The sequence below is a fragment of the Psychrobacter cibarius genome, assembly GCF_904845955.1.
In the GTDB taxonomy this organism is placed as follows: domain Bacteria; phylum Pseudomonadota; class Gammaproteobacteria; order Pseudomonadales; family Moraxellaceae; genus Psychrobacter; species Psychrobacter cibarius_B.
The window spans coordinates 165,283-189,320 of sequence record NZ_CAJGYX010000003.1; the positions used below are offsets into that span (position 1 = coordinate 165,283).

Consider the following 24,038-nt stretch of genomic DNA (forward strand, 5'->3'; position numbering starts at 1 on the left):
ATGCTTTAGGGCATGCCCTATAGTTACAGATACTAAGCCATTCTAAGAAGGAAGTTTCATATATGATAGAACTTCATGGTTGGATTGTAATTAGAGAAAGTTATTGTGAAGAAAATGATTCTGAAAGTCACTTAAAAGAAATATTAGAAGAGTTGAGTAAGAAAATTTTTTTACTAAAGAATGAAGTATCAGATATAGATATTAATCTACAATCGAAAAATTCAATATATCAAGTTTCAATGTTTAGTGCTGCAAACCATAAAGGATAGAGACCATCCCAGATTCTGTGTAACTGCCATTTAGATTAAATGCCTGCTGATACGATCATCAAACATAATCATAAAACGATTCAGAGCAGACGTCCAGTTACGGATTGGCATCGACCACTTTTTGGATGCCTGCTGGGTGGCTAAGTACACCACTTTGAATGCTGCCTGATCAGAGGGGAACACCTTACGCTTATTCACCGCTGTCCGAATCACGCTGTTTAAAGACTCAATAGCATTGGTGGTATAAATGGCTTTTCTGATGTCTTTAGGGTAATTAAAGAACACCGTTAAGCCCTCCCAGTTATTGCGCCAAGACTTGACCACGTGCGGGTACTCTGTGCCCCAAGTCTCATCAAAGTGTTCAAGATTGGCCTCGGCTATCTCAAGCGTATCAGCTCCGTAGATGGCTTTTAAATCAGCCGCTACTTTCTTCTTATCCGTCCATGGCACAAACTTCATTGAATAGCGCAGCATATGCACGATACACAGCTGAACCTGAGCGTTTGGATAAACGGTGTTGATAGCATCAGGGAAGCCCTTTAAACCATCGACACAGGCAATGAGGATATCTTGTACCCCGCGGTTTTGTAGTTCAGTGAGAACGCCTAGCCAGAACTTAGCGCCTTCATTCTCTGAGAGCCACATACCAAGCAGCTCTTTTCTGCCGTCGAGTCCCACGCCTAAGGCCAGATAGATCGCCTTGTTGATGATCTGCTTGTCTTGACGTATCTTCACGACGATGCAGTCCAAATAGACGATAGGATAAACACTGCTCAGCGGCCGGTTCTGCCAAGCGGTGATGTCCTCTAATATGTTATCGGTGACTCTTGAGACAAGAGAGCTTGAGATGTCGACATCGTAGAGCTCTTTAATGCTCTCTACGATCTCGGTGGTGGTTTGACCCTTGGCGTAAAGGAATATGATCTTGTCATCAAGGCCACTAATACGGGTTTGATGCTTGCGCACGAGTGTAGGTTCAAAGTCACCATGACGGTCTCTTGGGGTGGAGATCTCAAGATCGCCTGTGTCACTGCGGACGGTCTTTTTAGTGTGACCGTTACGCTTATTAGGTTTATCCGCCTTTTCATGCTTGGGATAGCCGAGATGGTCTTCCATCTCAGCCTCTAAGGCAGTATCGATAAAGGATTGCATGAGCTGCTTTTGGAAGTCTTTGATGTCATCAAAGCTTTTCATGCTACCAGCCATTTGCTCGGCCAGTTTTTTAATGTCAGATTGAGTAGTCATTGCTTATTCTCCGGTTAGTGGATTATAAGCAGTTACACAGTTTTTAGGAAAGGCTCAAAGGATATACATGGGATCAGGCATATATTTTAACAAAGTGGATAGCAGAAAATGCTGTTGGATTGAACCGCCCCGACTTTATCGGAGAGTGATTTACTTGAGTCAGGCAGCGATGCCTGACAGGGTTAAATTATCATAATACCGCTTTTCAAAATCAAAAGGTGACACATAACCAATCGTACTATGCAGTCGTGTTTTATTAAACCAGTCCACCCACTCAAGGGTTGCCAGTTCAACATCGTTCACACCAGTCCAGTTTTGCTTTAAATAATGAATCACCTCAGACTTATAAAGCCCATTGACCGTTTCAGCCAATGCGTTGTCATAAGAGTCGCCTGTTGTACCAACAGAGGCAATCACGCCAGAATCCGTCATTTTATCAGTATAGCGAATGGATAAGTACTGAACCCCTCGATCACTGTGATGAATGACATCTTTGGGATGGTTTCTATCTGCTATTGCTTGATTTAAAGCCGCCATCACCATATCGGTGTTCATACGATTAGATACCTTCCAACCAACGATAGCACGGGCAAACACATCAATAATAAAAGCGGTATAGACCCAGCCGCTTGTCGTCTTGATATAGGTAAAATCTGCAACCCACAGCTGGTTAGGACGATAAGCGCTAAAGTTACGATTGACTAAGTCATCAGCGCGCTTTTGGTCGTCACGGCTGTTGGTGGTAATCTTGCCTTTGCCACGCCAGACGCCTTGTAGGCCATACTGCTTCATTAATCGCTCTACGGTACACCGAGCAACCTTTAACCCGTCAGCTTTCATCTGCTGCCATACTTTACGCGCACCGTAACGGCATTTGCTGTCCTGCCAGATGCGTTTAATCTCGCTGAGATAGTAGTCGTTATGCTGACTGCGCAGTGAGCGTTTTTCAGGGTAGCTCTCCAAGTCTTTAGCACGGTGATAGGTTGATGGGGCAATCGGTAATACTCTACAGATCAGCTCGACCCCATAATTATTCTTATGATCGTCGATGAATTGAATCATGATTTTAGTCAGCGGTCGAGCTCCGCCTGGGCGAAAAAAGCGGCAGCCTTACGTATGATCTCATTGGCTTGCTTGAGCTCTCTGCATTCGCGTTCAAGCTCCTTGATGCGCTCTTTATCACTTTGCGCTTGCACCGATGCAGGAATAGTTTGATCGATGTGTTTTTTATGCCACGACCGCAGGGTTTCAGGCGTACAGCCAATCTTAGGGGCAATGGCTTGAATCGCTGACCATGTGGAGGGATAGTCGCCCAACGCTTCTATCAGCATGCGAACGGCGCGTTCTTTAATCTCAGGAGTGTAGGTTTGTTTTTTCATTGTCGTATTCTCTCAGAATGTTGAGTCTCCGACAATCCCGGGGCGGTTCAGATCTTATGGTCTTATTTATATGCTTGACGATGAAGATATAATAAATGGAAACGAAGATAAATTCATTGTCTATTGTATTAAGAAAGGAGAAATACATGTTTTAGAAGACAAGTGCTTCTCTCCTTTAGTGCCTGAAATTGAAGATTAAAAAAGATGGGACTTTTCCTAAAAACTGTGTAAGTGTTGAAGTGGGGCAAACGGCAGTTACACAGAATCTGGGATGGGCTCGCTGCTAGACATGCTAGATATACACTGCAGCAGATGTATATTAGTCATTTTGAACGGAGCATGTCTCTATTAATTCAAAAACCTTAATGACGTCTCAATTCTTTTGCATTTAACCTATCATAGGCTTTGCAGCCTTTTGCATAATCGTTATTACAAGCGATTTGATACCACTCTTGTGCTTCAACTTTATCCTTAGGCACGCCTTTTCCCGCTTCATACATCACCCCAAGGCGATATTGAGAATTTGCATCATCTTGATCAGCAGCGTCTTGGTACCACTTCAGCGCCATATTATAATCTTGACTAACCCCTTCTCCTTCCTCAAACATAAGACCTAGATTATATTGTGCGTCTGACAGACCTTGATCCGCAGCTTTTTGATACCATTCGACAGCCTTCTCAAAGTCTTGAGGTAAGGCGACTCCTTGGTAATAGCTTATTCCCATATTATATTGACCGACTGCTTCTCCTTGGTTCGCAGCCCTCGAATACCACTCAAGGGCTTTGGCATAACTTTGAGTAACCCCTTTACCACTGTAGTACATCGATCCAACGCTAGCTTGAGCCGACGCATAACCTTGGTTAGCGGCTTTTAGATACCACTCAACCGCCTTTGCATTATCCTCTGCCATACCATGAGCATTTTTATACATCCAACCAAGATTATATTGCGCTTTTGCATATCCTTGATTAGCAGACTTTTGGTACCACTTAAAGGCTTGGGTATAATCTTGCTCTATGTCTTCGCCATAGTCGTACATTAGGGCAAGGCGGTACTGGGCATCAGCATGTCCTTGCTCTGCCTTCAACTTAGTGGTTGCAAAGTCTGCAGCTAACACTGTCACGCTTAGCCCAAGCGATAAAGCTAAAATCATCATTGTATGGACAAAGATCGTTTTCATTATAGAGTGAGCCATGGCTTATCCTTAATAATAAAGATACTTATAATGACAAATATTTTGCCTACATACAGCAGATATGCCGAACGCCTTATCAACTATTCTCGACAAGACAGCGGTTACTGATCGCAGCTCATTTCTACTCCATTCCCACAAGCTTTATCTAACCATATGTTAGCTTGAGATTTATCTTGCTGCACTCCTCTGCCATGGTTGTACATCGTGCCGATGACATATGCTGCCATGGCATCACCTTGCTTAGCCGCTTTGAGATACCAATTAAACGCTTGCTTATAATCTCGGCTTACACCATAGCCATTTTCAAACATCCATGCCAGATTATATTGGGATTCGGTTAAGCCTTGAGCCGCAGACTTTTGATACCACGTCACTGCTTTGGCATAATCCTTGGCAATGCCGCTGCCATTTTCATACATGACCCCAAGATTATTTTGCGCATCGACCTGCCCTTGTTTAGCCGCTTTTTGATACCAATTAAACGCTTGGTTATGGCTTTGAGCAACGCCTTCGCCATGACTGTACATGACACCAAGATTGTACTGAGCTTCGTCATAGCCTTGATCGGCTGATTGCTGCCACCACTGCCTAGCCTTGATATAATCTTGCTCAACCCCTCTGCCAAAGTAGTGCATAGCGCCGAGAACATACTGGGCCTTTACTTGTCCGTGATCAGCGGCTTTGGTGAGCCATTCGACAGCTTTGCTATAATCTTGTGTTATTCCATCGCCTTCGTGATAGAGAACGCCAAGCTCAAACTGGGCGTCTGCATTACCTTCGTTGGCGGCTTTGATAAGCCATTCAATCGTTTTAGCTTGGTTTTGAGGTCTGTTTTCTTTATGAATGTTTAGGAGCTGCAAGTTATTCTTAGCACCAGCATTCCCTTGAGAGGCAGATTTTAAGTACCATTCTATGGCTTTGCTGCCACTCTGCTCGATGCCCTCACCTTTGTGATAAAGAGCACCAACATTGAACTGCCCCTTAGCATCGCCTTGCTCTGCGGCTTTCAGGTACCATTCAAAAGCTTTAGCCGAATCCTGCTCAACACCTTTGCCTTTATCGTATAGTTCGCCAAGATTATTTTGAGCCTCAGCATTACCTTGGGTAGCAGATTTTAAATACCATTCGAATGCCTTGGCATAATCCTGCTCAACGCCTTTACCGATATAATATTTAAAACCAAGCCTATATTGAGCATCCGCATCATCTTGCTCTGCCATGGCTTGAGTCGTTGCAAAGTCTGCTGCAATCGCTGGAAATGTTAGCCCGAGCGATAAGCTGAACACTAGTATTTTATGAATGACAGAAGTTTTAAATGTAGGCATGACTAACACTCCCATTACAAAAAAGAAAATATCTAAGCAATTAAAAGTAATAGCGACTTCTTAATTCTAACTATATTTAGCTTTGTTGGATATCGATATTAGATCTCTTGTAAAAGTACCATTCTATTGAATGCTACTAGCAATAGCTTGAAAGGCTAGCAGCAACTTAGGCAAGAGTTCTGAACCACTCCGGTATTGTCGTAATCTCTCAAAATGGTCAATCTCTGCCAATACATGAGTGGTTCAGTTGTTCGATTTTTTTGTAGTGGGCAGCCAATAGCAGTAGCATTATTTCTCACTATTTAAAGGTACAAGTAACCTCATCATAATTCGCATCCATATTTTGTAGCTCTAGGCTCAGATGCTCATATTCAGGCTTAAAAAACTCTTCTAAACTTTTTGCAATGCCAAATTCTGCACTGGTACCAGAATTACCAGGCATTATCGCATCATAAATATACAAGGGTTGAAACCCTTTCTTTTCCCATTTATAAAACTTTTGGACAAAGCCTGAATCAACATCACAATTAGAAGGAATACGGGTCAAGTCTTTTTGATTAAAGAAATCATTAAGCTCATAAACGCCCCTAAGAAGCTCATCGTCCATTATGCCCTGACCTGAACCTAGAGTAATAATATTTGGCTGGCTCTTGGTACCATATGCTGACATCGAACTGGTTTCATTCAATCTGGCATTTATAAAATAGTTTGGGTCTTCAGGCTCATACTCATTTTTAATTGGTGTTTTCTCAAGCCATTCTTCTGCATAGGGTATTGCCGCTAGTTTATCCCACGTCCAATTCTCATTAGGCTTTAAAGCGAGATAATCGGTTATCGCGACAAATTGTGGGGCATCAGTACTCTTCGCTTCTAGAGTTCCCTCATCTAAGTCGTCAGCATCATCCGTGGATTGATTATCAGCATCACCTCTACCATCTGGGCATTGAGTTTCACTACCTTTTTTATCAATGCAGAAGGTACGACCTTCTTTATCATTAACGACAGCAATGCCGTTATTAAAGTCTATTAGGCCTTCAGTATCATCCCAATAAACTTTAGTGAACTGCATTGGAATTACAAGCTTACCTGTCTTATCAATGTATCCGTATTCAAGATTGTCACTGTTCTCTTCATAATTAAAGACAGCAGCCAACCCATCTGAGAAATCACTGACCGTTTCATATGCTAAGTTTATCGGAATAATCGCTTTATTTTTTGTATCAACATAACCCCATTTACCCTCCTTCTTAACGGCGATGAGCGACTCGCTTAAGTTGCCCATACTTTCATACATAAATGGTATGACCACCTCATTTTGTTTATTAATCAGTCCATATTTACTTTCATAATCTTCTGGGTCCTTAGGTGGACGAGCAGCTGTGGCAAAGCCCTCTTGGAAATCAGCTAAAGCTTGGTATTCAAACGGGATAACGGTTTTACCCCGTTTATCAATAGCACCATAGAGACCTTCAGCACTCACAATAGCGAGTCCATCTGAGAAACTGCTTGCCCACTCGTACTTTGGCTCTATAACAACTTTGCCCTTGGTGTCAATAAAACCATACTGATCGTTTTTACTGACAGCGGCCAAGCCTTCTGAAAAGTCATTAAACTCTAACGATTCTCCACTCTCTCCTGCCACGATCGCATCAAACTCAAACGGAACAATTAATTGTCCGTCTTTATCGATATAGCCTACTCTATTGGTTTTATCATATTCATCATTACTCTGCTTAATGACCCCTGCAAGCCCGTCTCTTAAACAACCGACTTGGTCATAGCCCTCTACATCAGGTATAACGCACTTTTCTTCTTTTTTATCACTTTCGACTTCAGCGGTACTGACTGCCTTTTTTTCACTTACTGACGATGGCGTCACTTCAGCATTATTTTTGTCACTACATCCTGATATGGCAAGAAGGCTAAAAACTAAAGGTAAATAAATAGGTTTCAATGCAACAGTCCTTGTTAAGTGGGGATACTTAGAAATTTAAGGTTTATATGGATATTTAATAATCATTTCTGAGAGTGTGATTAGAACTCTTGCAAAAGTACCAGCTCATTGACTTCCACTGACAGAGTTAAAAGGTTTAGCGATGACTTATACAAAAGGTCTATTTTGATACTTGATTACGCAACCATTGAATGATTAGCCGTACAAGAAAGGAATTTACAGTGTGATAACAATTTTAGCGAGATTGTGCTTTTAAGCAAGCTTATATATCAACTAATTTTTGGAATAGCTTATTACTTGATAATTGTTATAGGTTGAAAGTGGTGATTAAAACTTACTCTACATGGGGTTATAGACAACTATAAAGATGCTTATAGAAATGAGAGATAGCATATTCAAATAAAGCTTTTATAAATAACTTTAGCCAATAAAAGTTTATCGAATTGTTTTAGATATTTACTAATGTTAATATTCATTACTAATTATTACTGTAATGTAAACGTATGCATATACAGAAAACTGTTAAAAAAAAGTCCATATTTATGCTTATCCAAGAATAGTAGCTAATGATTTTAAGCTCAGTGTCGTCCCGTATCGTTTTATTAAGCCCTAACATTATTAGGGATTCAGGAGAGATTTTTTGAAAAAGTTTTTACCTTGGTTAGTTGGGTTATTGGTTATATTTGCAATTTATCTTTATGCATCACCCTATCTCGTTCTAAATAATATTAAAAATGCCGCTGAACAAGGAGATGCAGATAAGCTTTCAGGTTACATTGACTTCCCTAGCGTTAAGCAGAGTATGAAAGATCAAGCCAAAGCCGTTATGGTTAAAGAGCTTGCTTCCAGTAAGGAGCAAGATGGCTTTGAAGCTTTAGGCACCATGTTAGGCGCTGCAATGATAGATCCACTCATTGATGGTTTAGTGACGCCAGATGGTGTTGCATTAATGCTCCAAGGGCAAAAACTAGATTTTGATTTAAATAATGACACGCCTGAAGATAAGCCTAAAGGCAAAAATGAAGATATCGATTATAAAGCCGGCTACCTTTCATTTAATCGATTCAAAGTTCAAATAATTGATGCAGATAATTCGGATGAGTCCATAGATGTGATCATGCATAGAGACTGGCTTAGCTGGAAAGTCACAAGGATTAATTTTTCTTTAGATTCAAAAGATAAGAAAGTCAAAGAATCCTCTGTCGCTGACTTAGACTGGGCTAATGAAGATGATGCAAGTGAAGCCTATGCTGATGTATTCCAAAATCTAGATGAACAGCAAGATACTGATACTACATCAGACGTAAGTGAGAGTGCTTATGATTCGTTGAGTGACGACGACTACAATAACGGAACAGGTGCTAACGCTGTAGAAATAACCGGACCACTAACACCAGCGCAAGCAGCACACATTGATTATCTCGTTGACAATGATATTGAGGTATCACAAGACATAATAGAGTTATTAAACGATTTTACACTTGGTGGCGGTACAGAATCTGATTTACGTAAATTCATTATCGAACGTTCAGGTTATGACGATGGCTATGATGGATTGGAAGATTGTCGTAACCCAGATTTAACCGAGGCGCAGTATATGAACAACTGTACTTAATACATATTAAAGGCTGCACTAGTAATCACCGTTCGTCGGATCGATATTCTAACGTTAAATTAATCGATATAATCTCAAATATAAATTGAGTTCAAATAAACACCTTCATTCAATAACAAGGAATACAAATTATGACTTCATCCCCTAGCCGTTTACTTCCCATAATTGCTGCACTCAGCCTCTGCTCTTTTACACTGTCTGCGGCAGCCTATGAAGGCGAATGCAAGCCACCAAAATCTAATTATAAAGAAGTTTCCTGTACTTCAGATGATAATTATTTTGTTGCAAATGATAATAACTATAAGCCACAAGCTTTATTAAACAAACAGGGCAAAGTGGTAGTGAGTCTAAAAGGCTATGACGCTATCGATCAATGGCATGTTAATGATGGCATCTTTGCGGTCTTAAAGAATGATAAAGTCGGCTACATGAATACCCAAGGAAAGCTCGTAGTACCAGCCATTTACGACAGCATGCAAGATCCTGATGATAAATACGATGAGACATGGGCTGAATCGCCATCGCAAGGCCGTATTATAGTTGCCAAAGGCGGGAAATTAGGCATTATCGATACTTCTAACAAGGTCATTATGCCTTTTAATAATAAATACAGTTCTATCGAATCCTTTAGCGAAGGCGCAGCACCTGTGATGTCAAAAGCAGGTAAATGGGGCTTTATTGATAAAGAAGGAAAAGAAATTATTGCTCCGCAGTATGATGGCATAGATGGTAACTTTGGGGGTGCATATGGTTTCTCTGAAGGTCTGGCTGGTATGACAAAGGCGGGTAAATGGGGCTATATCACTAAGACAGGTAAAGTCGCTATACCCTTTGTTTATGATGAAATACGTCCATTTAAAGAAGGAATCGCTGGCGTCCTAAAAGGTAATAAATGGGGCTTCATCAATGGCACGAATAAAACCATCATTCCTTTTAAATATGCTGATAGTAATGTCGAACGTTATAGTTCTAACTTTATGGCTGCCAATTATTTTATATTTTGGGATGGTGTGGCAGAAGTTGCAACTATCAATCAGCAAACGGTTTGTATTAATAAGTCAGATAAAAAAGTCGCATGTCCACAATAAGTGCGTTTTGCTATTCATGAATAGTTATTAATTACTTTTACATTTTATTAAACACGTAAAGGTGCTTTGCGAGAAGTATGCGATTAGCGCGCAAGTAGTATTCGAGACAATCGATGAGTGTTTTGCTTATTTAGACGATGTTGTATGCGAGTACTGTGGTTATGTGTGCCCTTTACAGATACCAGCAGATATTCCATATATGCGCTTTCTCCATCATATAACACCATGGATGACACCATTATGAAACACAGCACTCAAGAGCCTTTAGAAAACCAGAAGTTGCTGGATAAGCAGAATGTAAAATCGGACAGTGTGTCTCACCACGAGCTGCTTCAAGGTAATAGAGACGTCTGTAATGGAGAGTCAGATTGGAGAGAGGTATCTGTTGCGGCCTTATACCGACCAAACATCGATCATTTTTCGCCCTCTATTATCGGCTACTTTATGACCAGGGATGATTGGAATGAGCAAACACTATTGGCGCTTAAAGAAAAGGCAAGGGCTGATTTTTTAGTAGGCATACAAACAGATGAAAGTGAATGTAAATACTTATTTAAACATTTAGATGTCATCAAAGGTATTATCAGATGTCAGCCGGACGACGTAGAAGATGTCATCAAGCTGCTAGATGTCTACTCTCCACGTTATCACATTTGTTTGAATGCTTATGATATTAAAAGTCTATTTGAGTGCAGCCATTCATTTAGATTTATTCAAACGATCGCAACCGGTGATTGTGCATCAGGTTTGATTGAAAAAGCCACACAGCAGTTAGTATGCAAGCTGCCTAGTGCCGCTAACATTAAAGGAATATTCGTCAATCCAGAATGCAGTCAAAGCCTTTCATTAGATGAGTTATCTCATATATCAGACGCTATTGAATCGTCTTATCATGGTACAGAGCTCTATTACAGTCAAAGCTTCACTGATGAGTCTATGTCTTTTCGATTGAGGGCGATGTATGCTGAATAATAGATACCAATTTTTAAAAGGCCCATTATGACCACACTCATATTCGACATCGAAACAAAGAGACACTTAGACATAGTCTTTTTTTAATCGAACATAAAAATCCAGTTACTTCACTTTTGACAAATGCTAAACCGCTTGCTATCATAAAAAAACATCGTGGGTTTACCGCTACTTCCAGCGCGATGAAAAACAAAGACTGGTAAAACGCACAACTCCTTTTCGCTCTGTAAGGTGACTGTGTCGTTTCAATTTGACACAGACAGAGCAACAGGAGATTTCTTTATGACTACTTCTAGTCGATTGCTTCCAAACTTTACCCTTATCAATCATTCTCCTCATACTCAGCTATTGAGTCTTATGAGCGCTTTCTGTTATTCCGTTTTTTTAAGCAAACCCTCCAAACAGCTTCATAGACCTTTATCAGTCTCCGTCACTGGTATACCAAGCTAAGTCAAAAATATGGCCTACCTTGGTTTTATTACTGTGCCCAACTGTCCAGCAGTTTGACACATAACAATAAAACCAGATAAAAATTTGAATGCATTCACCTCATTTAACCATCATTATTTAACAGGTATTAAAAGGTAACCTTATGAAAGCATATAGCGATAAAACCAATCAAGATAACAATACTACTCGCAACCAAGATACTCACGTTGAAGACTGGATGACAGAGATATGGGATTGGATTGATAACCATAATATAGAAGGCAGTTCTGACAGCAGCGTCCCTCGTGAGCCTGAAGCATTACGTCAATTAGAGCGACTTGATTTGGGATATGGAAAGTCTACGAGTTATAGCTATATTGATAATAAACCAGTACTACAAAGCGAAAGTGAGTCCACTGAGCCATTACCTGGCGCTATAGGCCATTTAAAAAATCTAAAGTATCTTAGACTCAGAGGTTTTAATAAGTTGCCAGAGGAGATTGCTCAATTAGAGAACTTAGAGACACTGGTTTATATGGACTGCGCTTTCACTAAATTCCCAAAGGTGCTTTGTAAACTGAAAAATCTTAAAGCGCTTAATATTTTTTCAAAAAGCTTAGAGAGGTTTCCTGATGAGCTCGGGAATCTATCATCACTTACCCATTTTGATATGAGAGGATCAAAAGTTCAGCACTTACCAGATTCTATTGGCAATCTAAGCAAGCTTACTAGTATTGAGTTGTATGCCAATGAATATTTGAAGGCTTTGCCTGAGAGTATCGGAAATCTAACAAACCTTGAAAAATTAGAAGTACGTGCTTCTGATTTTGAAGTCCTGCCAAGTTCTATAGGCAATCTAAGTCAATTAAAAAGTCTTGGGCTTTATCACAATGGTCTACAAAGTCTGCCTGATAGTATTACTGCCCTAAAAGCCTTAGAACAAATCGACGTTAGTGAAAACCCTCTCTCGGATGTATCAGAAACTGTCACTCAATTTTTGGATGGTGTTGGTGACAACTAGTTTAAAAAGCTAGGGTAGCGCTTTAACCTAGCATAGACATAATATCAATCCATATCTCTTAAAGGAATTAATAAAAATGAGTAGCAATAAGTTAATTAGCGAAAAAATTGAATTTCCTATACATGGAGATACTATTCGTGGGACTTTATATTTGCCTTCAAACCACACAACTAACGAATTACCAGGTGTGGTATTGGCTCATGGGTGGGCAATGACTGCAGGTGGCGATTTAGAGGATTATGCTCAAACCATTACTCGGCATGATATCATTTGTCTGACCATAGACTTTCGCAACCTAGGCGCTAGTACCGGTCAACCTAGGCAACATCTAGATCCTCATCAACAAATTGAAGACCTTAGAAGCGCTATCGATTATTTACAACAACGTCCAGAAGTAGACAGTGAAAGAATTGGGCTTTGGGGATCCAGTTACGCGGGTGGTCACGTCATCTCAGTATCGGGAATAGATCCTCGTGTCAAAGTAGCCGTTTCGCAAGTACCAACCATTTCAGGTTATAAAGCTAAACAGGAGACACTCACTAAAGATGATTTGGTTGAAAGAGCTCAAAGATTCACGCAAGCTCGATTAAGCAGAGAGCATGGAATAGATACTGAGATTATAAAAACCGTTAGTAATGATGGTCAGTCTTGCGCCTACTCTGATTTTGCTTCATACAGCTATATGAGTAAACAGGCAGAAAGATGTCCTAATTGGCAAAACTTTACCACTGTCGCCTCTTTAGATTTGGCACAAACTTATGAGCCTGAGTCTTATATTTATCGTATAGAAGATACTGCTTTTATGATGATTATCGCTAGTGATGACACAACCACACCCACTAACTTACAACAAGAAGCTTTTGAAAAAATTCCTAGCACAAATAAAGAATTAGTCACTGTATCTGGTGGTCATTACTCTGTTTACGAAGAACATTTTGACGAAACAAGTCAAAAAGCAGCTGAATGGTTTATAAAGCACTTATAATAAGCTTAAGCTTGTAATAACTAGACTCATGGCAATCATCTGAATTCTTAAGGATCAATTAGCTTACATTAGATCTCTTGAAAAACTACCATTCCTATTGACTTCCACTCATAGAGTTGCAAGCGCTAGCGATGACTTATGCAAGAGATCTAGTATAGATAAGCTTAAAGATTTGCTTATGGCCTGCTATAACTATTAGTATATAAATGAATCATTTCGAAAACAAAAAGACAATAACCTAAATCGGAGTAAATAATGATTACCCATGTACCTGATGTGACTTTCAAGACTCGTGTTCGTGATGAATCTATCGGAGGAGACAATCCATTCAAATGGCAAGACTTAAGCACAGATGAGTTATTTGCCAATAAAAAAGTGGTTGTGTTCTCACTACCAGGTGCCTTTACGCCAACTTGTTCGACCAGTCATCTACCTCGTTATGAAGCGCTTTATGATAAGTTTAAGGCGTTAGGCGTAGATGAAATCGTTTGCATTTCTGTCAATGATGCCTTCGTCATGTACCAATGGGGTCTCAAGCAAAACCGTGAAAACGTTTTCTTGCTTCCTGATGGCAATGGTGAATTCACTCGTAAAATGGGCATGCTGGTTGATAAGAGTAATCTTGGCTTTGGTATGCGCTCATGGCGTTATTCAATGTATGTCGATAATAAAGCAATCAAAAAAGTGTTTAAGGAAGCTGATTTTGGCGACAACTGCCCAACAGACCCCTTTGAAGTATCAGATGCAGACACCATGTTAGAGTATTTGAAAAACAATGCTTAACCACATTACCTCGTAACTGTTGTTTTATCAGATAACAGGTATCAGGCATCGATAGAGGCTCAAATACTGGTATTCAAAAACTGTAGAACAGCTTAGTCCTTAAAGTTAAGAGCTAAGCAGTTTTTTTATGATTTTTACAAGAGTTTCTATCGCTGAGCGTTGTCATTGTTGGGGGTAATTACAATGACAATTCATAAAGATGTGGATTATGGCGGATTTGTCCCTTTGCTTCCTGAAGGAAGCATTAAACTAAAAGTCTAAGATATAGTTGGGTATGGTGTTTTTAAGCATGTATTTACGACATACATAGGATGTTATTCACGATTAGGGCGTGTCCTCATTTTGCATGGAGTTTTTAATCAATTGATAGGCTGATATAATAGAACTACCTATAGCAGACTGCTAAGCTCCTCATAATATTTATCAAGGCCAATTATGACCACATATATACTCGACACTGAAACTACAGGGCTTGTTGAACCGCACATGACTGAGGCCGCCTACTCTATTGTTGATGTCATTAATGGTAAGGTAAATGTATTGCAGGCGCCGAGAGCCAAGCGCTTCAACCCTCTAAAAGAAATCAGCTTAGGCTCTATGGCAATATCACATATCTGTGATGAGGATGTAGCAGATGAGCCACCTCACACAGATTTTAGACTACCTAACAGTGTTGATTACTTGATTGGTCATAATATTGATTTTGATATGGCCGTTCTTAAAAATGCTGGCGTTACTCATACTCCTAATCTGATATGCACCAATGCGATGGCTAACTTCCTGCTTCCTACGCTTGAGAGTCATAAGCTAGTATCTCTCCTCTATCACTTTCACCGTGATATAGCGCGCGCTCAAGCAAGAGATGCTCATGCTGCTATTGCTGACATCTACTTCACTGAACTAGTGCTTGGTAGTCTGATTGATTTGGCTAATAGCCAAGGTCATGAGATAAGTGATGTGGAAAGCTTATATGAGTTTAGTGAAATGGCGCGTATACCCACGCACTTAAGTTTTGGTAAGCATAAGGGTGAGGCCATTGCAGGTTTAGCAGCTAGTTCTGAAGGTGCTGGCTATCTAAAATGGCTGCTGAAACAAGATACGGTTGATCCTTATTTAGCTCAAGCTTGCCAGCAAGTATTAGAGTCGGTATAAATACTAATGCATTCTTTATCACTAAAAAAATCTAGTCTGATAAGCTTATTATAGAATTGGCTTATCAGGTTAGAATAACTATTCAAAACCATCAAGCGATAACACTCAATTTTTCTACCCATCAATTAGGTACTTATAGATATCACTTCGAACCTCTGTATGCATATCAAACTCGACTTTCACAACAGAAACGCCAGAAATAGTAGTTTGCTCAAAGCTTTCAGCTCTTGGTGACATGTTACCCATATAATAAAAATCATTACCTTCATCGTTGTGTTTCTTAATGAACAAAGGAATACGAAATTCACTATGATACGCTTTGAATAACTGTACTTCTGGACTGTTTAACGTTCGTCTCGACTTAAACATCCAACTAAATACAGACTCGTTAATGAAATCATCTTCATATTTTATAGTGTCAGCAATGTCCTCAGATTTATGATAGTTCACAAAGATAGGACAATTAGTTTTATCTTGGCTAACCATATACCCACCAACGTTCTGAGCGAGAGGATTAACTGACTTATTTAAAATCCTGAAAACATCTTTACGTGAATACTTGCGATATAACTGAAACCCATCGACAAAGTCAGACAGCTTAAACTGCTCACTGTACTGATGAATAGCGTAATCTGTATTATCTATTAGAAAATGCACAAAGGTATCGTTGGCTAAATAAACTAAGAAGTCAGGATGCCAACAGAACGTACCCTCTTTTAATTCAACCACATTAAAACCATAAATCTCACCTACAGGCTTTAATTCCTTTTCATATTTTTCTGTCACAAAACCTAAGTTAAGGTTGTTAATTACTGACGGTACGACATTAGTGTTCATCTTATAACCGTATCGCTCTTTTATAGTCAACGCCAAAGCATTAACCGTAATAACTTCGTCTACAAGAAGAGCTTTTAGCACCAAGCTCTCTTCAATACGCTTACTGTTATTAATATCTTTTGAGAAGGCGCTAATCAATTTCAGTTCATTATCATTTAGAGCCAGTAGGGCATCTTTTTCCTGCTGCTTTGCAAAATGATAAAAAGATTTAGCATATTCCACATACGAGAGAGGATCGCGGGAGCCATGACGAATAAAGTCCATCATCATAGGTGCATAACCTAACTTGTATTTAAGTAAGTTATAGTCTTTCAATAGATCTTTTTTGGTTTGTAGATTAGCAGTATCAATCGCTTGATAAATGCGCTCTTTTGCTACTCTGTCAAAACTTACCGTCGATGAACCAGGAATAAAACAACTTTCTCTAGATAATAAACGACGCAATGTATCCTTATTATATGATTCGTCACCGTATAGGGCGATGGGTACCATGAAGTTATTTTTATAGTTACCAATAAAATCAATGACGGTGAGATAATCTTTATCTTGTGCTTTTCTTAGACCGCGACCTAGCTGCTGAACAAAAATGATTGCCGACTCTGTTGGGCGCAGCATAACAATCTGGTTAATGCAGGGAATATCAATACCTTCATTAAAAATGCCAACAGAAAAAATGTAATCAAGCTTATCTACTGAATTACAGGATTCTAAACGTTCTATTGCACGATCACGTTGTTCTTCTGAGTTTTCCCCAGTCAATGCAATGGATGGTAAACCGTGCATATTAAAGATATCAGCCAAAGCCTTACATTCTTGAATATTAGAGCAGAACACAAGGCCGCGAACATCACCATTGTCACAGCCATAGCGATCAATATAATGAAGGATATGCTTAACACGATCTTCTCTGATAAGTAGATTGAGCATTGAGGTGTCATCTATAGACTCGCCATCAACACTCAAATCCGTCACACCGTAATAATGGAATGGTACTAAAACATCCATTTCCAGCGCTTTCTGTAAACGAATCTCATAGGCAATGTTATGATCAAAAATCTCAAACACATCGCTGTCATCGGTCCGCTCTGGGGTTGCCGTCATACCCAAAAGAAACTTAGGGGTAAAGTGATCTAATATTTTTTGGTACGATGAGGCGCTAGCACGATGAGTTTCATCAATGACAATGTAATCAAATGCATCAGGAGCAAATTTTGCCAAATGATTTTCTCTAGAAAGAGTTTGTATGGTTGAGAATATATAATCGCTCTCAAAGTCCCTTGATTGACCACTATACAAACCAAATGTTTTATCATTTTTAAAAATGGTTTGATAGGTCTTTAAAGCTTTTTTAGCTATATTGGCGCGATGAACGATAAACAGTAAGCGTTTAGGATTAACATTCAGTGCATCAAAGGTAGAAAGGTACGTTTTCCCGGTCCCAGTAGCAGAAATTAACAATGCTTTATTCTTACCCTCTGCCCGCAACGCTATCAGGTTTCCCAGTGCTTCTTGCTGCATCTTATTCGGTTCAATAGAGTTTTCAGACTCCTGACTACACTCTTGTTTTATTTGCTGAGAGAGTGCTTTGGCTTGCTGGTATATTAGTTCGTAACGCTCAATAAAATCCGATGTTACAGGCAATGCAGAGTCAAACTCTTGCGTAAATTCACGTATAGCTTGTTGAGAAAGAGAACCAGTATTGCTAGAGCTTACCTTCAAATTCCACTCTTTGTTTGACGTTAGGGCATTAGCTGTTAAGTTGCTACTGCCAATAATTAAATGATGGATGTCAGATGAACTAAATAGATATCCTTTCGCATGGAAATTAGAATTTGTTGCAATTCGAACATCTAAATTTTTAAACTTCAGTAGTTCACGTAATGCTTCTGGTTGGGTAAAATTGAGGTACTGCGAAACAAGTATACGTCCAGGAATCTCTTTTCTTTCAAGTTCCATCAATTCTTGCTTTAGACAAGCGATACCGCTGGTGGTGACAAATGCAACAGAGAACCAAAACTTATCGCAGAACTGCAAATGCGAATTAATTGAAGTTAGAACCTTTCTACCTTGTCCATCATTAACGATTAATTCCGGTTTAAAAGCATGTTTCGAAGCTTGGGTATGATCTATGAAACCAGAGATCAGCGCACTTTGTAACTCTTGAAGTTTATTATTCATTACATAGTGGCCTTGAGCTGCTCTACGATTGGAATATCGGCAGCAGCCCAATCCAGCGCATCAAGCTCTGCTATAGTTAACCAAAGAGCTTGTAAGTGTTCATTCAATACCAAAGCACGGCTTTGCGTATAACAAATAAAGCTATGCATAATAATCTTGAAGTCTGGATAAGTATGCTCAACCGTTAGTAAGAGACGATCAACGCTAATTGGCATATTAAGCTCTTCTCTGATCTCACGAGCTAATGCTTGTTCTAGCGTTTCATTATTTTCTAGCTTTCCTCCTGGGAACTCAAACTTCTCAGAAAGATAATCTAGCTTATTTTTGCCACGTTGAGCGCAAAGTATTTTCCCATCATCAACAATAATAGCTGCAACAACTTCGATAGTCTTCATTTTAATCCAGTAGATAATAACGGGTTTACTTATTAGTACCTAAGCATAGGTAGCAAGTCAGGGTTAATAGTTCTTAATTTTATACTTTGTTTTGGCGACCAGACCAAATCATCATGTTCTACCGCTATTTGATAAGCCCACTGGCTAATCGTCTCTGAGCGTTGCTGGTTGGTTATAAAGCCTATGGTTTTTGCTTGCTGTTCAATCGTATGGCCGTGTCGTTGATTGCGTTCTAACCACTTCTCATAAAATAGCTCTTCAGCAAGATAATCACGTTTACTGTTGTTGCAGCTATGATCAGTGAGTACAAAGTTATGAGTGGTATCAATGGGGTATTTCGACCAGGGAATGAAATGATCGACTTCAATATTGTTTTTTAAATTTTTATGACAATAGAAGCACTGCCCTTGTTGAGTATCAATTAATATAGACTCCAAGACTTTTAAGTTTTGTCTTGATTGATGAAATAGAAATTTTTGCAGGTCAACATCATCGCTAAAGTAAGGTTGATTGTGACGGTTCTTACGCACGAACTCTGTCCAATATTGTTGGCAGAGCTTGTTAACTATCTTACTAAAACGTGTAAAGCAGTATGCAATGCCAGGCTTTAAAGTTATTATTTTTTCTTTGGCGTCATAAATATATAAGAACTCACGGCTAACTTTATCTTCTGCACTTTGCAGATATTTTGCAGGATATTTTTTGATAGTTGAGGCAATATCTTTGATAGTTGATTGCCAGAGTCCAGTATTTTGTATACGGGCTATGGTTAGACTGGTGGTCTTAGTATTATTCTGCAAGCTTAGAATGCCATTAATGACACTAGCCTGACCTTTTGTACTGCTTTGTCTGAGTACAGAATCACTACTTTGATCTGAGTATGGTAATGCTTGTGTCCAGTAAAGCTGTATAAATTGCTCTGCAAACTGATGATAAGAAATACTGCACTCTCTGTCGTCACTAACCCCAGACTCTATAGTTAGGTTAACCATTGCCATTAATAAGGCAAATTTATAGGTCGAGGTATAAGAGCCAGACTCCAGCAGCCACTGAATACGTCTTAAGAAGTTGAGCTGAAATTCTGCAGTGGGCACTATAACAATCCTCTAAAAGCACAGTAGCTTATTCTAATAATAATTAGTACTTGCACTGTCAAAATTTCTATATCAAATTGATAGAACCTTATCAAGCAAGAGTTTTGGGGCTGTCTATCCTAGATTATTCTTCCTATATACAATAGTATTTATAGTAATATTTAATTATCGCAGTTGTTATAGTGTCTGGTCTACACGCAGAATGTCGGTGGTTCGAAGTCAGTCATCATTTACCATTCTTTTAGCAAAGTGAGAAAAGATGCTAAGAACGACCTAAGCAGATTTATTAATGAAATCTGTATGAACTACAATTTCAAACTTGAGTTAAAGATGGAAACCCTTCTACCCATTCACCGATAACCATTTTCTCAGTTTCAATACAAAATGGTATGGCCCACAATATCAATTCTTCTGCTAAATAAAAACACTCCAAAGGTGTTTCGAACTGATGATGTTTAGGATAAATAAGCATCATGTCTCCACAACCATCCAAATACTTATGACCATAAGCAAATAATTGATAAATATCCGACTGACTGATATTAGAGTTGTTATCACTGTCACTGAAGCTTATTAACTTCCATTTGGTATCAAGTACATGGTAATTTTTTCTTTCTTTACTGATTAATAGATCAGGCTTCAATCGAAAGCGCGGTTTTAAACCTTCTCGGTCATTCACCATGTACTTACTAGAAGCTTGTGTTGTTAGTTGCCAGGGAGCTTTGATATCTCGTCGTAGGCAGCTTGCTACATACTTCTCGAACAAAATTTCCATTGGGAATAACAATGCAATACCCCGGTGCTCTCCCTTTTGAAAGTTTGGATTAAGCTTTTCAAGTATTAGTTGGCACCATGGCTTTATCGCTCGGTAGGATTGCAATATTTTGATGTCTGACCATTTAGGCATTGATTTTAAAGGCTCTCTAAGACTCGTTATAGGCTCTAAGATGTGTGAGAGCTCATTAGCCAGTCGCCAGTTCTCAGAACTTCTACAGTGCTGCTGTACGTAATCCAATGCCGTTTTAATTAATTGATTCTCAAGTCGATTTGGATGATAGACATCATGACGAATATGAAAAAGATGAGCTCGACCAACCGTTTGCCTTTGTTGAACTGTAATATCAAGCTGGCCACGAATAAATCTACTTTCTTCTTCGATTCTTTGATAGTCAAATCTGAGCCCAGACGCTACCAACTCCTTTAACAGATATAAAAACTGGGAGTATATCCACTCATGAATAGGTAGGTCCATTCGATTAAGACTGGCAGATTGAGCTTCTTTATGAGATAAATTTAATACAGAGCTTAGCATTTTGCATAAGACAGCTCTGCTCTTGTCTGGCTCCTGTAAACCTAACCCTGTCTTTGGCAGTATCTCAACACCTTCGCCACAAGAACTTTCTAAATAACCTACATAAGAATCTAGCTGCAAGTATTGTGGACGCTTATAAGTAATAAAACGTCCATAGCTCTCTTTTTCACTTAACTCTACTAGCCAATCAAATGTTTCTTGCTTGATAATAGCTAAATCTAAACTAGGACATGCTGTCTTATCTGTAGTCAGCTGAGCATATTCTCTGACTTGAATCATCCTTCGCCATCCAAAGATTCAGGCTGAGTCTGATTTAGAATTTTCCTATAGGATTCAGGGTTGTTAAAAGCAGTCTCATTGATAATGTAACGACGATCGTTTAGACCTTTAATACTACTATGGAATAACTCGCTAATGGTCGGAGTTATCTTCCCAGTTTGAACAAACTGCTCTGATGTATGCTTACTAGGATCATTCAGCACCCAACCAATACGCTCCCAGTCCGAGAAGAAATATTCTTGCAGTAAAGGGATAATCCGTCTCTTAAAAATATTACCTAGTTCAATTTCTTTTTCGGCATCTGAATCCAAGTCTTTCAAAGACCAAAAATACGAGTGACCTATAGTGTGTTCGCGATCTAATAGCACTTCAATACGCTGATTCATTACTGTTAATATTTCAGATACAGCAATGCCATGAACTGTTATGCCATCTAAAAGTTCAGGCTTAGGTAATAGCTCAATAAAATCAAATCGTCGGCGTAATGCTAAATCTAGCTGTGCAAGAGATTTATCAGCGGTATTCATAGTGCCTAGCACGTAAAGATTTGAGGGGACTGAGAACGGTAATTTTGAATAAGGCAGTATAACTTCGCGCGCATCTGTACCACCTTTACGCTTATCAGGCTCAAGTAATGTAATAAGCTCACCGAAAATACGAGATATATTTCCGCGGTTGATCTCATCGATAATTAGTACGTGATTGTTTGAAGCTTTTGGCAAGTTACTTATAGACTGGCTATCTAGCGAGTAATCTTGATGCTCCAAACTTTTAGCTAAATCATCCCACGTAAATCTATTAATTTTATAACAAGTTTTCTGAGTTAAGTTTGTATTGTTATTTAAGGTATATATATCAAAATTAATATCTCGCAGAATCCAGTTTACCTTACGAGTATGGTGAAACTCTGCGAGCCCCTTGAAGCTTGTATCAAATATATAGTCTGACGTGACAATACCAACAGCTCGTACAGTTTTTTGATCCTTAAGGCAAAGTAACACATCTCCAATATTAATGTCTTCGGAAAAATCTTTAATAGAAGACCTATCATTACTACCCATACCATTTAAATATTCTCTTTCCTGTTGACTACGCTCTGATAAATTAGCCTTTAAGTTACCCGTATATCCCCAACCTATACGAGCCTCATTATTATCAAAGCAATACTTACGTAGCTCTTTCTGATCTGAATCACCTAATGATATCTTCCAAAATTTTGGTTTTTCTGCTAATCCTTCTATTTTATTTCTAGTAACTATGTTGGCCGCACGGTCTGCAATCTGTTTGAATATCCCGTCTTCTATATCGTAGGAAATTTGCTTTGTGTCATCATCGGTTTTTGCTCTAATTCCCTCAACGAAGTCCTCGTAAGCAAAGCTTTGATGAAAGGTAGTAAAAGCTATACGCTGTTCTGATACGAGCTCATCGTACCTTTCTTTAATAACATTCCTCTGATCATCAGGATCTAAATCTTGTTCTTCCAGCTCAAAATACCATTCGGGATCTGCTAAGCTGACAGCTCGCCATGTGGTTGAGTAGGTTTTACCTGTACCTGGTGGTCCATATAGAATCTGATTAAGAGAACTATAATTAGAAACATTTGTGATTAACCTCTCATTTAATTCATCGTTGGAACTAGCCTCAATTGTCACTTTCTTTGGTTTAATGCCCAACTTATCACTATACAGAACTGACATAAACTGATGCGGGGTTATCTCTAAATCATGGTGTTTTTTGATAGATTGATATATATCAGTGAGCATTAATAAGCGTTGGATCACATTCTTATAAGGAGGTATTTCCGATTCTGGGAGACCGAACGCTTTCAGAAAATGTTTGATATGAACAGTAGAGGAAATAGGTAGGATAATGTTTGGATTGTATATAGATACTAAGCGAGCACGACGTCCCGCTCCCATAACACATCTAGGCTCCACACCTGCGCGATCATATACCTCATTATCTTCATCAATCCAAGTGATATCAGTGTTCACGTCAGCATCGATTATCACTTGATGTATATTAAGAACATAACTCAATGCATCATCGTCACTTAGGTCGCTCAAGCTTTGATGTTTATATAGTGTTCCATCTTTTTGTAGATAAAGTAGATGCCCTTTTGCCGTGCCCGGCATATAACGACCAAATATAGGCTGTAGACCGCGCTCTATCCATCGACAATAATTATCTGTGATAGATCCATGACCTAAGCAGTATTGCTCCTGAGTTAATTCCGTTATTTTCTTTTTTGGAAACTTGCTTAAAAACTCTTCATAAAGCTCTTCAACACCTTTTGGTCTACTTGTAATCGCATCATCTTGGCTTAGCTCAATAATCCTCGATACTAAATCACTATCTATTTTTATTGTATCCATACTGCCATTCCCTCAAATGATTTGATTAGTTGTTGAAATTATTTACAATTCTTTTAAATAGATTTAACAATCGTAGTATTACCGTCATTATATATTTTGAGTTTAGTTTCCATAATCATAGATAATAAAATCAGGTAGTAATTTATCTATATATT

General features: G+C 39.0%; 19 protein-coding genes and 1 other annotated feature. Of the genes, 9 read left to right on the forward strand and 10 right to left on the reverse strand.

Annotated elements, in window-relative coordinates; all coding sequences use genetic code 11:
* Nucleotides 1-62 precede the first annotated feature (62 nt).
* Entirely contained in the window at nt 63-269 is a 207-nt protein-coding gene (locus JMV76_RS07460) for an Imm7 family immunity protein (protein WP_201502190.1), read from the forward strand.
* A gap of 30 nt (nt 270-299) precedes the next feature.
* Here JMV76_RS07460 and JMV76_RS07465 read toward each other — a convergent pair whose 3' ends face one another.
* Entirely contained in the window at nt 300-1,514 is a 1,215-nt protein-coding gene (locus JMV76_RS07465; protein WP_201501528.1) for an IS256 family transposase, read from the reverse strand.
* A 159-nt stretch (nt 1,515-1,673) separates the two neighbouring features.
* Nucleotides 1,674-2,893 (reverse strand): IS3 family transposase gene (locus JMV76_RS07470; protein WP_374190050.1). Its coding sequence is split into 2 segments (ribosomal slippage): nt 1,674-2,617 and nt 2,617-2,893, totalling 1,221 coding nucleotides; the frame shifts between segments, so codons are not numbered across the junction.
* Nucleotides 2,502-2,618: a sequence feature (AL1L pseudoknot), on the reverse strand. (Overlaps the previous gene by 117 nt.)
* Nucleotides 2,894-2,957: 64 nt before the next feature.
* Between JMV76_RS07470 and JMV76_RS07475 the strand changes: the two genes are divergently transcribed.
* Entirely contained in the window at nt 2,958-3,092 is a 135-nt protein-coding gene (locus tag JMV76_RS07475; protein ID WP_227690245.1) for an Imm7 family immunity protein, read from the forward strand.
* Between the two features lie 163 nt (nt 3,093-3,255).
* On the opposite strand, the gene JMV76_RS07480 is transcribed toward JMV76_RS07475, so the two are convergent.
* The 3 genes from JMV76_RS07480 to JMV76_RS07490 form a co-directional block, all read right to left on the reverse strand.
* Nucleotides 3,256-4,089 carry a tetratricopeptide repeat protein gene (locus JMV76_RS07480; RefSeq protein WP_227690202.1) on the reverse strand — a complete coding sequence of 278 codons (834 nt, stop codon included), beginning with the start codon at nt 4,087-4,089 and terminating at the stop codon, nt 3,256-3,258.
* 101 nt (nt 4,090-4,190) lie between these two features.
* Nucleotides 4,191-5,414: an SEL1-like repeat protein gene (locus JMV76_RS07485; protein ID WP_201502193.1), complete on the reverse strand. Its 1,224-nt coding sequence runs from the start codon at nt 5,412-5,414 to the stop codon at nt 4,191-4,193.
* A 298-nt stretch (nt 5,415-5,712) separates the two neighbouring features.
* Entirely contained in the window at nt 5,713-7,368 is a 1,656-nt protein-coding gene (locus tag JMV76_RS07490) for a WG repeat-containing protein (protein WP_201502194.1), read from the reverse strand.
* A 640-nt stretch (nt 7,369-8,008) separates the two neighbouring features.
* Here JMV76_RS07490 and JMV76_RS07495 point away from each other — a divergent pair.
* The 7 genes from JMV76_RS07495 (at nt 8,009) to JMV76_RS07525 (ending at nt 15,413) form a co-directional block, all read left to right on the forward strand.
* Nucleotides 8,009-8,983, forward strand: coding sequence for a DUF2939 domain-containing protein (locus JMV76_RS07495; RefSeq protein ID WP_201502195.1), 975 nt, complete (start codon nt 8,009-8,011; stop codon nt 8,981-8,983).
* A 131-nt stretch (nt 8,984-9,114) separates the two neighbouring features.
* Complete coding sequence (locus JMV76_RS07500) at nt 9,115-10,071, forward strand: WG repeat-containing protein (protein ID WP_201502196.1); 957 nt, start codon at nt 9,115-9,117, stop codon at nt 10,069-10,071.
* Nucleotides 10,072-10,311: 240 nt separating this feature from the next.
* The gene (locus tag JMV76_RS07505; RefSeq protein ID WP_201502197.1) at nt 10,312-11,043 is read left to right on the forward strand and encodes a hypothetical protein; all 732 of its coding nucleotides are present in this window, start codon (nt 10,312-10,314) and stop codon (nt 11,041-11,043) included.
* A 592-nt stretch (nt 11,044-11,635) separates the two neighbouring features.
* On the forward strand, nt 11,636-12,493 hold the full coding sequence (locus tag JMV76_RS07510) for a leucine-rich repeat domain-containing protein (protein WP_201502198.1): 858 nt from the start codon (nt 11,636-11,638) through the stop codon (nt 12,491-12,493).
* 76 nt (nt 12,494-12,569) lie between these two features.
* The gene (locus JMV76_RS07515) at nt 12,570-13,478 is read left to right on the forward strand and encodes an alpha/beta hydrolase (RefSeq protein ID WP_201502199.1); all 909 of its coding nucleotides are present in this window, start codon (nt 12,570-12,572) and stop codon (nt 13,476-13,478) included.
* 255 nt (nt 13,479-13,733) lie between these two features.
* Nucleotides 13,734-14,261 (forward strand): peroxiredoxin, encoded by a 528-nt coding sequence (locus JMV76_RS07520; protein ID WP_201502200.1) that lies wholly within the window; start codon nt 13,734-13,736, stop codon nt 14,259-14,261.
* Between the two features lie 435 nt (nt 14,262-14,696).
* The gene (locus tag JMV76_RS07525) at nt 14,697-15,413 is read left to right on the forward strand and encodes a 3'-5' exonuclease (RefSeq protein ID WP_201502201.1); all 717 of its coding nucleotides are present in this window, start codon (nt 14,697-14,699) and stop codon (nt 15,411-15,413) included.
* A 114-nt stretch (nt 15,414-15,527) separates the two neighbouring features.
* Here the strand turns inward: JMV76_RS07525 and JMV76_RS07530 are convergent, their stop codons facing one another.
* The 5 genes from JMV76_RS07530 to JMV76_RS07550 form a co-directional block, all read right to left on the reverse strand.
* The gene (locus JMV76_RS07530; RefSeq protein ID WP_201502202.1) at nt 15,528-18,428 is read right to left on the reverse strand and encodes a DUF3427 domain-containing protein; all 2,901 of its coding nucleotides are present in this window, start codon (nt 18,426-18,428) and stop codon (nt 15,528-15,530) included.
* A complete protein-coding gene (locus JMV76_RS07535) occupies nt 18,428-18,823 on the reverse strand; it encodes a (deoxy)nucleoside triphosphate pyrophosphohydrolase (protein ID WP_201502203.1) in 396 nt (131 codons plus the stop codon). Before JMV76_RS07535 ends, JMV76_RS07530 begins: the two co-directional genes overlap by 1 nt.
* 32 nt (nt 18,824-18,855) lie before the next feature.
* Nucleotides 18,856-19,917 carry an HNH endonuclease gene (locus JMV76_RS07540; protein ID WP_201502204.1) on the reverse strand — a complete coding sequence of 354 codons (1,062 nt, stop codon included), beginning with the start codon at nt 19,915-19,917 and terminating at the stop codon, nt 18,856-18,858.
* A gap of 313 nt (nt 19,918-20,230) precedes the next feature.
* On the reverse strand, nt 20,231-21,508 hold the full coding sequence (locus tag JMV76_RS07545) for an McrC family protein (RefSeq protein WP_201502205.1): 1,278 nt from the start codon (nt 21,506-21,508) through the stop codon (nt 20,231-20,233).
* The gene (locus JMV76_RS07550) at nt 21,505-23,883 is read right to left on the reverse strand and encodes an AAA family ATPase (protein WP_227690205.1); all 2,379 of its coding nucleotides are present in this window, start codon (nt 23,881-23,883) and stop codon (nt 21,505-21,507) included. Before JMV76_RS07550 ends, JMV76_RS07545 begins: the two co-directional genes overlap by 4 nt.
* Between the last annotated feature and the right edge of the window lie 155 nt (nt 23,884-24,038).